The sequence below is a fragment of the Streptomyces sp. JK94 genome (assembly GCF_053613315.1).
The window spans coordinates 1-11,376 of the sequence record NZ_JBSICH010000047.1 but is presented as its reverse complement, the minus strand read 5'-3'; the positions used below and the strand labels follow the sequence as shown (position 1 = coordinate 11,376).

The 11,376-nt window shown below is 68.5% G+C and carries 13 protein-coding genes; 5 read left to right on the top strand and 8 right to left on the bottom strand.

Features of this window, described 5'->3' with window-relative positions; all coding sequences use genetic code 11:
- Positions 1-13: 13 nt before the first annotated feature.
- From fabD to ACVV2G_RS31050, 5 genes are all read right to left on the bottom strand, one after another.
- Positions 14-880, bottom strand: a complete 867-nt coding sequence (gene fabD / locus ACVV2G_RS31070; protein WP_453846125.1) for an ACP S-malonyltransferase — start codon at positions 878-880, stop codon at positions 14-16.
- Positions 881-909: 29 nt separating this feature from the next.
- Positions 910-2,325 (bottom strand): PfaD family polyunsaturated fatty acid/polyketide biosynthesis protein, encoded by a 1,416-nt coding sequence (locus ACVV2G_RS31065; protein ID WP_453846124.1) that lies wholly within the window; start codon positions 2,323-2,325, stop codon positions 910-912.
- A 124-nt stretch (positions 2,326-2,449) separates the two neighbouring features.
- Positions 2,450-3,193, bottom strand: a complete 744-nt coding sequence (locus tag ACVV2G_RS31060; RefSeq protein ID WP_453846123.1) for a 4'-phosphopantetheinyl transferase family protein — start codon at positions 3,191-3,193, stop codon at positions 2,450-2,452.
- Between the two features lie 138 nt (positions 3,194-3,331).
- Complete coding sequence (locus tag ACVV2G_RS31055) at positions 3,332-3,844, bottom strand: hypothetical protein (RefSeq protein WP_453846122.1); 513 nt, start codon at positions 3,842-3,844, stop codon at positions 3,332-3,334.
- A gap of 353 nt (positions 3,845-4,197) precedes the next feature.
- Complete coding sequence (locus ACVV2G_RS31050; protein ID WP_453846121.1) at positions 4,198-4,875, bottom strand: YczE/YyaS/YitT family protein; 678 nt, start codon at positions 4,873-4,875, stop codon at positions 4,198-4,200.
- A gap of 225 nt (positions 4,876-5,100) precedes the next feature.
- Here ACVV2G_RS31050 and ACVV2G_RS31045 point away from each other — a divergent pair, with 225 nt between their 5' ends.
- A complete protein-coding gene (locus tag ACVV2G_RS31045; RefSeq protein WP_453846120.1) occupies positions 5,101-5,610 on the top strand; it encodes a GbsR/MarR family transcriptional regulator in 510 nt (169 codons plus the stop codon).
- 89 nt (positions 5,611-5,699) lie between these two features.
- Here ACVV2G_RS31045 and ACVV2G_RS31040 read toward each other — a convergent pair whose 3' ends face one another.
- Together ACVV2G_RS31040 and ACVV2G_RS31035 are read right to left on the bottom strand one after the other, a co-directional pair.
- Positions 5,700-6,347, bottom strand: a complete 648-nt coding sequence (locus tag ACVV2G_RS31040; protein ID WP_453846119.1) for a TfuA-like protein — start codon at positions 6,345-6,347, stop codon at positions 5,700-5,702.
- Entirely contained in the window at positions 6,344-7,195 is an 852-nt protein-coding gene (locus ACVV2G_RS31035) for a DedA family protein (protein ID WP_453846118.1), read from the bottom strand. Before ACVV2G_RS31035 ends, ACVV2G_RS31040 begins: the two co-directional genes overlap by 4 nt.
- Before the next feature lie 646 nt (positions 7,196-7,841).
- Between ACVV2G_RS31035 and ACVV2G_RS31030 the strand changes: the two genes are divergently transcribed.
- From ACVV2G_RS31030 to ACVV2G_RS31015, 4 genes are all read left to right on the top strand, one after another.
- The gene (locus tag ACVV2G_RS31030; RefSeq protein ID WP_453846117.1) at positions 7,842-8,126 is read left to right on the top strand and encodes a hypothetical protein; all 285 of its coding nucleotides are present in this window, start codon (positions 7,842-7,844) and stop codon (positions 8,124-8,126) included.
- A 772-nt stretch (positions 8,127-8,898) separates the two neighbouring features.
- A complete protein-coding gene (locus tag ACVV2G_RS31025) occupies positions 8,899-9,234 on the top strand; it encodes a hypothetical protein (RefSeq protein ID WP_453846116.1) in 336 nt (111 codons plus the stop codon).
- A gap of 115 nt (positions 9,235-9,349) precedes the next feature.
- Entirely contained in the window at positions 9,350-9,853 is a 504-nt protein-coding gene (locus ACVV2G_RS31020; protein ID WP_453846115.1) for a hypothetical protein, read from the top strand.
- A 227-nt stretch (positions 9,854-10,080) separates the two neighbouring features.
- Positions 10,081-10,961, top strand: a protein-coding gene (locus ACVV2G_RS31015; RefSeq protein ID WP_453846145.1) for an IS5 family transposase whose coding sequence is annotated in 2 segments (ribosomal slippage) — positions 10,081-10,441 and positions 10,441-10,961 — 882 coding nt in all. Because the reading frame shifts where the segments join, the coding sequence is not laid out codon by codon here.
- Between the two features lie 159 nt (positions 10,962-11,120).
- On the opposite strand, the gene ACVV2G_RS31010 is transcribed toward ACVV2G_RS31015, so the two are convergent.
- Positions 11,121-11,336, bottom strand: a complete 216-nt coding sequence (locus tag ACVV2G_RS31010; RefSeq protein WP_453840430.1) for a hypothetical protein — start codon at positions 11,334-11,336, stop codon at positions 11,121-11,123.
- Positions 11,337-11,376: the final 40 nt, after the last annotated feature.

Here is an 11,376-nt window from a genome sequence, read left to right as displayed (position 1 = left end):
TCGCTCGTGGGGTTCAGGCGGCGGCGGAGAGCGCCTGCCGTTGGGTCTTGATCTGGGCGATGAGCCCGGTCAGGACCTGGCCGGGGCCGACCTCCCGGAACTCCGGTTCGGGCCGGTCCAGCAGATGCTCGACGCATTCGGTCCAGCGCACCGGTGACGAGATCTGCCGCACCAGCAGACCGGCCGGGTCGTCCGTGCCGTACGGCCGCGCCGTCACGTTCGAGATCACCTCGATGCGCGGGGCCGCCAGTCGGTACTGCGCCAGGAACGTGCCGAACTCGGCGGCGGCGTCGGCCATGTGACGGGAGTGGAAGGCACCGCCCACCTTCAGGGGGACGACCGCCTGGGCCTCGTCCCCGAAGACGTCCCGCAGCTTCGCGATGTCGTCCCGGGGACCGGAGACGACGGTCTGGCCGGGGGCGTTGAGATTGGCGACGTCGAGCGCGGGGGCACGCGCGGCGAGGATCTCGCGGATCCGGTCCGGGGCCACGCCCATGACCGCGGCCATGCCCCCCGCGGGCGCCTGGGCCATCAGCTCGCCGCGCCGTACCACTATCTCCAGTCCGGTGAGGAAGTCGAAGGTGCCGGCGGCGAACAGCGCCACGTACTCGCCGAGGCTGTGGCCGGCGACGGCGTCCGGCACCCGGCCGGTGTCACGGACGGTGTCCAGATACGACAGGGCGTTCACGACGTACATCGCGGTCTGGGTGTTGCGGGTGTCGGTCAGCTCCTGCGCGGAGGCGTTCAGGCACAGATCCGTGATGGAGCGGCCGAGTACCGAATCGGCCTGCCGGACGAGGTGCGGGAACTTGGGGAACAGGTCCTGGCCGATTCCGGGGCGGTGCGAGCCCTGTCCGGGGAACACATGGATGAGCGTCATGTCCGGGTCTCCCAAGGGATTCGGTGTGGCTATGCCGCGGCGAAGGGCCGGGACGGGGGCACGAGGTGGGCGGCGCGGGAGAGCAGTTCGGCGGCGCCGGTCATGATCAGTCGGGCGAGGTCGTCCGGGTGCCGGGCGCGCCAGTCCTCCCGGGGGGTTCCACGCAACCGCTCGTTGAGCGCGCCGAGCGCCGGACCGCACGGGATCTGGAAGTCGACCCGGCTGTCGGCGTCACCTTCCAACGCCACCCGGGTCGCCTTGGCGAAGTACCAGGTGAAGATCAGCGCCATACGGCGTTTGGGGTCCTCCTCGGCGCGCTCGATCACCGCCGGGCGGGTGCTCGCATAGCGTGCCTTGACCTCCTGCCACACCTCCTCGAAGGTGCGGCCCAGGATGCGGCGCTGCACGTGGTCGGCGGTGTCCTGGTCGAGGTCGTCCAGCGATCCGTGCCGCAGCCACAGCTCGTACAGTTTGTTGGCGCGGGCGGGGAAGAACAGGCCGCGACGGAGCACCTGGGCCTTGGTGCCGACCTCGAACATGTCGCCGGCCGGGACCAGTGCGGTGTCCTGCACCTGGGCGCGTTGGAGCAGGTCCTTGGCGGAGTCCGAGGTGCCCGCCTCGACGGTGCACTGGTTGATGCTGCCGGTCAGGACGAAGTCGGCGCCCATCACGAAGGCGGCGGCCGCGGCCTCGGGGGTGCCGATGCCGCCCGCCGCCCCGATCCGGACCCGCCCGGCCGCCGGGTGGCCGAGGGCCGCCCGGTCGCGGAGCGTGAGGACGGCCGGCAGCAGCGCCGTCAGCGGGCGCTGGTCGGTGTGCCCGCCCGAGTCGGCCTCCGCGCACAGGTCGTCACACATGGCGACCGACGCGGCGAGTCGTGCCTCCTGGGGAGTGAGGCGTCCTGCCGCGGCCAGATCGCGGACGACCGCCGGGGGCGGGGCGGACAGGAACGCCTCCGCGACCTCCTGGCGCGACACCTTCGCCATGACGCGGTTCGGTGTCCGGACCGTCCCGTCCGAGGCGAGGTGCGCACCTGTCAGCCGGTAACGGACGAGGGCGGGGCTGATCTGGACGAACGAAGCGGCTTCCATGCGCCGGACGCCGTGCCGGAGGAAGGCGTCGACCGTGCGTTCCTCGCGGTCCGGGCGGGCGGCGAGCAGATTGACGCCGAAGGGACGGTCGCCGAGTCCCTCGCGGATGCGCCGCAGGGAGCCGTCCAGTTCGTCCTCGGAGAGGCCACCGGCGCCGAGGTAACCCAGGAGGCCGGCCCGGCCCATCCGGACGACCAGTTCCACGGAGGCGATGGCCTTGTACATCGACCCCGAGGCGTATGCGTACGTGACGCCGTGGTCGGCGCGGAAGTCGGCGCTGCCGAGATCCTCGGGCCGCAGACCGGACCGTGGGGTGGCGGCCCGTGTCCCTGACGTACCGTCGGGCGAGTGCACGGGAGTCCTCCAGGACAGGGGTGGGTGGCGACGCTCCCGCCCGCGTCGGCGGTGAGAGGCCGTGATGAAGGTGACAGGGCTGTGGTGGGGTGAGAGGCCGTGGCGAAGGTGGGGTGCGCGGCGTCTAGAGCGGTTCGGGCTCGCGCATCACGAACCGCAGCTCCTCCCCGCGGCGACGGCTGATGCACACGGCCGCGTGGAAGTCGGCCGGCACCCTGACGAAGTCGTAGAGCCAGTGGTCGGGCCGGTCGGCCAGCGAGGGCTTGAGCACCAGCTCCGGGGTGCGGCCGTCGGGAAAGAGGAAGGAGATGTCCTGCAGCGGCAGCGAGATGCCCTGGCCGCGCGCCTTGGCGTAGGCCTCCTTGAACACCCACACGTCGAGGAAGCGGCTTCTCCAGGCGCGGGCGGGCAGGCGGCGCAGTTCCTCGATCTCGGGTTCGGACATGACCTGGTGGATCAGGTCGGGCAGCGAGATCCGCGCGTCGCGTTTCTCGACGTCCACTCCGATGGGCCGGTCGCGGGTGATGCCGAGCAGGCACATGCCACGCGAATGCGACAGGTTGAAGTCGAGATCGACGCCCAGCCGGTGGTGCACGGCGGGCTTGCCGTACTCGTTGAACTCGAACTCCCACTCGGCCGGTGCGACCTCGGCGTACTCGGACAGGCAGCGTCTGAGCAGTGACCGCGCCATCACGAACTGGGCGCGGTCCTCCGGGAAGTGGAACTGGTCGGCCCGGTTGCGTTCCTCGGGGGTCAGGACGGACTCGTGCGGACGCAGGCCGTGAGGTGTGCCGTCCCGTCCCGCGGAGGAGGCGATCCACAGGTGCACGTCTGTCCTGCTCAACGTGGTGGGGGCTTCCCTGGTCATGGTCCCTCGGTACTCTCCGGGCTCGGTGTGGAGGGGACCGTCGCCCTGAAGGTGATGGCCGGCGGTGGAGGGGGGCGTCCCCGGGCAGTACCTGGGGACGCCGAGACGGTTGGGCGGACGGGTCAGACGGCGGACGGGTCAGACGGCAGTCGACTTGCGGTGCTCCTCGAAGACGTCGAAGACGCCTTCCAGCTTCCGGGAGATGACTCCGTAGAGGTTCTCCATGCGCTTGAGGCGCTCCAGACGCTCCTCCGGTTGGTCCTTGAGCACCTCCAGGCCGTGCAGGACGGCCGAGTGGAACTCGGGGATGCGGCGGAAGGAGTGCTCCACGGCGTTCGGCCAGGCACCGTCGTTCAGGGTGATGTAGTAGTCGTCGGTGCCGGGGATCTCCTCACGGGTGTAGACGCCCGGCGGGGTGAGCAGATCGGCGATCCAGTCGACCGGCTCGCGGGGGATGTCCAGCGTCTTGGCGATCTCGTCGGCACTCTGCTTCGCCGGGTAGTTGATGATCATCCAGCCGATGACGTAGCCGCGCTCCCACTCCATTCCGTCGGTGATGTGGTAGTGCTCGGCGATCTTGTGGACGAAGGACTTCTCGGCCTCGGTGAGAGTGGAGCGCTCGGATATGGCGCCCTCGATCTTTTCGGTCATGCCCTTAAGTATTGAGGTGCCGAATGATTGGTCAAGGGCTTGGAGAATGCCTTGATCGCGATTCCGCAAGGCCGTGAAGGTGTCACTTTGCTGAGTTCGGTGTGCGGCTGAACTGCCACTTCAGGGTGGCTTGACGTTCTGCTTACACTGTCTTCGCATTCCGCTTTACATTCCCAGCATGTTGTCTTGGCGGAGTTCTCGCCGAGGGCTCTCCGGCATTTGCCGTTCGAACGCATCGTGGAGTCCGAGACGTCGTTGTCGAGGCAGGGCGAGGGGTTCGGGTTGGCCACCGCCCCGGCGGCTGACACCTCCCGGGCCGGTTCGGCGACCCGGTGCGCACCGGGCCAGGTCCGTCAGCCGGGGACCTGAACGGCCTCCGGTCGCAGCGGCTGCTCCGCCAGCCCGTGATTGGTCAGACGCAGCACCTTTCGGTTGAGCGCCATGAAGGGCTGGATCAAGCCGTCGACGAAGACGAGGAAGCACAGTGTTCCGATGCCCACGGGACCGCCGAGCAGGAAACCGAAACCGAGCAGGACCGCTTCGATGCCGGCCTTGGCCACCCAGAACGGCCACTTCCAGCGGCGGGTCATGGTGATGACGATCAGGTCCATGGCGCGTATGCCAATGCCGCTCATGATGATCAGGGCCGAGCCGTAGGCGCACAGGAGCACGGCCGTCACCAGTGACGGGACACCCCCGATCCACGACAGATCGGCGAGCAGCATCAGATCGATGAGGCTGCCGCACAGGAAGAAGGTGACGAACGGGGCCGCCACCGGACGCCTCCGGTTCCATACGGCCCACAGCGCGATGCACACCGCCGCGATCGCCGCCTGGGCGAGGCCGATCGTGATCGGTACGTGCTCCTTGAGCCCCAGTGCGAGAACGTCCAGCGGGTCGGTGCCGAGGTCGGAGTGGATGAAGAGGGTGGCTCCCGCGGCGAAGACGACGCAGCCGGCGAGATAGACCCCCAGTCGCTGGTTCAGGCCACGCGAGGGCAGGGCGGCGAAAAGAGCAGGCAGTCGAGACATGGGGGTCCTTTGCGTCGGGGATGACGGTCTGCTGCACTCGCCATGACGTTACGAAATCGCGTGAAAGGGGCCTATCGGCTGAATGAAAGACAAAGTGCAAAAATACGTACGAAGTTTGTAATCTCTTTGGCGGGCGGGCGGGCGGGCGGGCGGGCGGGCAGGCGCGGCGAAGGGGTGACGCGTGCGAGACCGGCAGGTTTTCAATGTTCGGTGTATCCTGAACAGATGGAACGCAGTGCACAGAGTCGGCCCGCCGCCACCGAGGAAGAGCTCGCCTTCGTTGAGGAGGCCGCCATCAGCCTGGAGCGGCAAGGGCTGTTCCGCATGGCCGGCCGGGTGCTCGCCTGGCTGCTGATCTGCGATCCGGTGGAGCAGACGGCCGGCGATCTGGTCGAGGTGCTTCAGGCGAGCAAGGGGTCGGTCAGCGCCGCGACGCGCTTCCTGGTGCCGAGCGGCATGGTGGAGAAGATCTCGCGTCCCGGCGAGCGCCGGGACTACTACCGCATCAAGGAAGGTGTGTGGCCGGCCCTGGCCAAGAGCCAGGCCGAGCACTACCAGTCGTTCGTCGACATCACGGAGCAGGGACTGCGGATCCTGGAGGGGGCTCCGGCCCAGCGCAAGGAGCGACTGCAGACGATGCACGACTTCTACGCCTGGCTGGCCAAGGAGATGCCGCTGCTGTGGAAGCGCTGGGAGGAAGAAGAGGGAGCCCGAAGCTCGAGTCGAGGAGCCTGACACGCTCCGCCGACAGCACCGAATCCCCGTCCTCGGCGGGGCATCGGCATGAGCCGGACGTGCGGGTGCCGCCGCCCGGCGTCACTGCGTCAGCCAGTACCTGCCTCCAGGCGGTCCGCGGCACCTGCCGCGCGGTGATGCCGCCGCTCGGCCGCCGCTCTCAACGCGGCGTGGACCAGTCCCCGGGCTCCGGAGGCCAGGGCGGTCCGGCGATGCGGGTCAGGACGAAGAGCCGGTAGCGGCCCGGGAGACCGGCGGTGTACAACTGCTGGAAAGCAGAGCGTCGAGCCCGACCCCGAATGGCGCTCCGCGAACCGCCCCAGTGCTCCGGCGGCCTCACCCGCCGAGGCGGAGCGGCGCCCGGCCATGTAGGTGATGGTTCCCCGGGATCGTTCCGTCCAGTGCGGCGACCGTGCCGCCCCCAGAGGGTGCCGGACAGGCTCCTCGCCCAGCGCACCCTGAGCGACCGCCTTGGAGACCGTCCACCGTACGTCGACCAGTGGGACGGTCATCCGCCGGTGGCCGCCACGCGGCAGCCGACCGACCGCCACCTCGCCGTCGGCTTTCAGGGCGCCCTGGGCGTACATCCCGAGGACGAGCCCCACAACGCAGGCGTCCAGCAGCAGATGCCTGTGCCGCTGCCGGGTCCTGGCTGCGGCCCGGGTGCGCGTGGGGGAGGGGAGGACCGTTGCGCGCGGGGTCCTTCGTCGTACGGCGGTGCGCACGGGCCTCCTCATGATCGCGGAGTGGACCGAGGGCGTCTTCTCGCGCGTGGCCCTCCGCGACGACGCGGTCGGCGGGCCGGCCGGCGTGGTCCGCGTGCTGACCGGCGATCCACAGCTGTGGCACACGGCGGAGGAGAGGGGAACGGGGCTCCCACGTCGGCGGAATCCTGCGCACCTGCCACGACGACCTTCGGCGCCTCGCCCGGCTCATCGGCACGCATCGGTCCCGGGAGACCTCGCCGGTGTCCGGCCTGGAAGGAAACGGCCGTCGACCCCTCGGCATCGAAGCGTTGACGCAGCGAGCGAGCCAGACAGGTGCTCAGGGTGACCGCCACGGCCGTCGACACCGCGAAGCCGATCCAGCGTGTCTCGAACCACATGCCGTTCACCACGCCGAGTCCCACCAGGTAGCAGGCCCACACCAGTCCGCCGAGGGCCGACCAGCGCAGATAGCGGGCACGCTGTCCCGGCCGGGCGCCCAGCGTCAGACCGAGAACGGTCCGGCCGGCGGGCACGAAACGCCCTGCCACCGTCACGGACGGAAGCCGCCGTGCGAGATGGCGGCGCATCCGGCCCGCGGCCGACGCGAGCGCGGCGTGCCGTGCGAACAGCGCGTCCGTTCGGGAGGAGCCGTCGCGGGCGAGCGCGACCAGGACGAGATCGCCGAGGAACGAGGCGACCGCGACGGCGATCGCCAGCGCGACCGGCGCGCCGCCGTGGTCGAGGCAGAGCAGCGACGCGGCGATCACGAGGCTGCCACTGGGCAGGAACGGCAGCAGCCCGTCACCGGCCACGGCGGTCAGCGCGAGGACGATGACGATCCACGGCTCCGACACGAGTGCGGCCAGTTGGGTTTGCATGCATCGATCGTATCGAACGTTCAGAGATTAGTGAACTGAGTAAATGCCGGGTTCTCGATGCTTCAGGGGCGTCCCCGCGAGCCCTCTCGACGCGCCCTCCTTGCGCTTCCTCCTCGACCGCCGCCTGTTGCACGCCCGGCCGCGCCCGGGCACGCGACGCCACCGTGCAAGGCCTTCTACGGTGCGCACCATGACGGCCCTCATACCAGTTCCGACAGCGGCGCCGGCCGGGGTGGAAAGGAATTACGCCCTCTCAGGTCGAGGAACACGCTGCGACTTGGATCGCCGAGGCGGGATGCCGCGGGCGATGGCAGCAGCTCGCGAGGCAAGCGTGCCAGCGAAGTCCGGCGGCCAGACCCGTAGTTCGCTGAGGGCAAGCACATGCCTGAACACCGGGGACGCGATGGTGAGGGCGGCCCGGGCGACTCCGGCATTATCACCCGCACAGGAACACGCCCGCGCCGTGAGAGGGCGAACGTCGCGCTCTGCTCAGCTCAGCTCAGCGGGCGTATGGAACGTGGGGGCACACCCGGCAGGATGCGACCCGCTTCGTCGAGTTCAGGTTCAGACGTACGGTGATACGCCGAGGCCTTCCGTCTGACCGGCCGCGGTGGCTGCTGCTGACGCGCGCACCGAGCCACTCTTGGTGAGGGTCTTCCCGAAGCACACGGACCACGAGTTCGCCCCGACCCCCGACCGCGAGCACGACCACGTCCCCACCTCGCTACCGGACGGGTTCCACAGGATCACCGTTGCCGAGACCTCGACGAGGCGGGATGTGTTGTTGCGCACGATCACCGCCCCCTGCACGGAGGCACCGCTTGCCGACCTGATCGCGCAAACCTGCGCACCTACATCGGTGGCGATCTGTTCGGTGGAGCCGCACTTCCACGTACTGGAGCTGGAGGTGATCGGGTTTGTGTTGCCGTAAGGGCGCCAAGTGCCATCGGCGGCTGAGGCGGACCCGGCGGTCGCCAGACTCAGTCCGAGAGCAGCGGTGACGATGGCTGTCGATCCTGCGGCCCTTCGTGTAACTCGCATGTCATTCCCTTCCGTTTCGTTCGTGGCTATTGCGGACAAGGCCGGCACGCCATGCGGAAGGCGTGCCGCATCAGTCTCGGAGTCCTTCACGATGTTGTGTACCTACAACGTTTCAGGGTGAGAAGGGCGAAGGCGCCACGGCCTCCATCGACCAGGCATGCCGCATGCTGCGGCTGCCCACCATCCCCCAGCAGTTCAAGACCAGGCCGACGGCGCCGCTCGTGAGCAGACGTCCTACCGGGCCTTCCTGGCGGAGCGACTGATGGCGGAGAGCGACGACCGGGCCCGGCGCCGATCCCAATGCCGTACGCGGGGATGCTTGTCCCAGCGCCATGCATCGCCGCGGTCTGCTCTCCCTCCGGCTCCCGTTGGGATGGCCCCGGCACGAACTCGACAGCTGGCTCGCGACTGGCGATCAGCGCATGGCCGCCCTCCGTCTCCCTCCACGAACCCACGTCAGAAAGGGGAGGGTCGTCGGAGTTCGTGCACGGGGTAGTGCGCTGATCGAGGCGTGACCAGTACGACTGGTCGCCGCTGAGGAGTTGTTCACGCAGTCGCTGGTGCTGCTGAACAATGGCTGACGGCGTTGTACTCCTGGGAGCACAGACCATCAACGATCGGAGGCGATCCATGTGTGAGTCGTTCAGGGCGGCGATCTCTGCTTGATCGCCATGGTCCTGGCCATCGGTGGCGAGAGGAAGAGCGACTCCGTGGTGCGGGGCGATGTCGCGCAGACCTACCGCGATTTCGCTGACGCTCTGCTGCTGATCGTTCCAGAGGCCGACGGGAACCTCCCGCAGCCGGCACTGACGAGGTGGGCTACCGCCGGCACTGCGGTGGCGCGTTACATCGCCGAGCGGAAGTTTCGGGCCGGTCTCGTCATCGACTTCGGGCCCACGGAAAGGCAATGGGCCGGTGCGCAGAAGGTCACCGAGAAGATATGCGGGCAGGGTCTTCTGCCCTCGATCAATAGCATCTGTCCATGTACGTCACGATGATGCGTCTTCAAGCGGCGCCGAAGGGTATGTCCCCGTGTCCGATGAAAGCTGGCTCACAAAGCAGGAGGATTCCACTCTGGGATCCGTCCCGAGGCCGGTTGCGCCTTCTCGGCCCATGACGGCTCCACGCAGATGGATCCTCGCGTTCGCCGCCGCGATGACGGTGGCAGGCTGTTCGAGTTCCCCGGAGGCTGCGCCCCCGGCCTCGGCCCCCGCATCCGCCTCGGCCAGGGCCTCGTCCAGCACGCCGACCACACGGCCAAGCGCCACGGCGACCTCGGCCTTCTGCCTTGATCTGTCGACCTTCCAGGTCGGCGTCATCGCCTACAGCGCCGAAGTGGGTGCGGCGATCGAGGGGGAGCCGCTGGACTTCAAAGAGCTGCGGAGGAAAGCCGCTTTGATCGCCGGCATGGGCGAGAGGATGCAGGCGAGCGCGCCGCCGGACGTGGCCAAGCACTTTCGTACGGTGCTCAAGGCGATCGCCACCTCGGCAAGCAATCTGAAGTCGGGCGCTACGGGGCGTGATGTCGTGGATCCCGTGTACGGCGAGCGCAACCGTCCCGCCTTCGACGCGGTGAACGAGTACGACTGCGGCGCTGCGTCCTCCCAGGGCGCCTGAAGATCGCCGACAGGAGCGCCACCCATTGGCTCCTGGAGTTGGGTGACCTCTCCGGCCTGGGCCATCAGCTCCGGTTCCGGCATGGGCCCCGGGGATCGAACGCGGCTTCGGCTTGCGCCACCCCAGCACGGTGGGCTTGACCCATCGCGGGCACGGCCACGATGGCGGCCTAGAGCCTGTCCGGCGGATCTTTGAACCGCCTCGTGTCCCGGTCCGTTCGCATGGTCATGGGGCGAGGAGATCTGACGAACGAGGAGTGGGCCCGCCTGAAGCCACATCTGCCCAGGTCGGGTCAGCGGGGCGGACGTTGGACCAGTCACCGCAGAATCATCAACGGGATCCTCTTCCGGCAGCGCACTGGGGTGCCGTGGCGGGATCTGCCTGCGCGTTTCGGTCCATGGAAGACCGTCTACGAACGGCACCGACGCTGGTCGGCGGACGGCACCTGGGGCAAGATCTTCGGGGCTGTCCTGGCTGACGCCGATGCCGACGGCCGCATTGACTGGTCGATGGTGAGCGTGGACTCCACTTCCTGCCGCGCCCACCAGCACGCCGCCGGAGCACGTAAGAGGCCACCGAGGGTGCCGGGAAAAGGCGAACGCCCCGGCAACACCGCCCCGACGAGGGCCTGGGACGCTCACGGGGCGGCCTGACCTGCAAGATCCACCTCGCTGGTGAAGGAGGGCGCCGCCCGTTATCCCTGCTGATCACGCCGGGTCAATGGGGTGATGCCCCGCAACTCATCCCCGTCGTAGAGGGCATCCGGGTCGGCCGCCTGGGTGGTGGACGGCCTCGGACGCGCCCTGATCATCTCGGTGGTGATAAGGCGCATTCCTCCCGCCGTAACCGCCGCTACCTACGCAGGCGACGGATCAAGCACACCATCCCTGAGCCGAAAGACCAGCGGGCCCACCGCAAGAGACGCGGCAGCCACGGCGGTAGGCCCGCCGGCTTCGACAAGACGGTTTACAAGCGCAGGAATGAGGTGGAGCGGACGATCAACACGCTGAAGAACTTCCGGGCTGTGGCGACGAGGTTCGACAAGCGCGCCTATGTTTTCCACGGCACTGTCACCGTTGTCTCGATCCGGCTCTGGCTCCGGTCGTGATCCGCCGGAGATCTAGTACGGCCTTGGGACTGGTGGGCTCGCATGTTGAGGTGCCGCGTATTCGTCAGCGGAGACCGATTCTCGCCCTCAGGGCGTGACAGACAGTGATCGCCGGGAAGTCTCGCCTCCGCTGGGTGCCTCGTGATCGCGATTCGCCGCTTACTCCAGGTAGAGAGCTGCCAAGCGTGGCAGGTGGCGAGTCATTTCGCTGTGGTCGTCGAAGTCGAAGTCCCAGGTGGGGTCCAGCTCCGGGTAGCGGATGGTGAATGCGTCGTCCGGGAGTTGCTTGCCGGTCGCCATGACGTGTGCGTTCCAGACGATACTCAGCGTCTCCTCGCACTCGAGGTCGATTCCGTCGGCTGCTGCAGCTCGCACGATGGGCACTTCTGCGAGGGCATCGGGGTCAGCGACTATG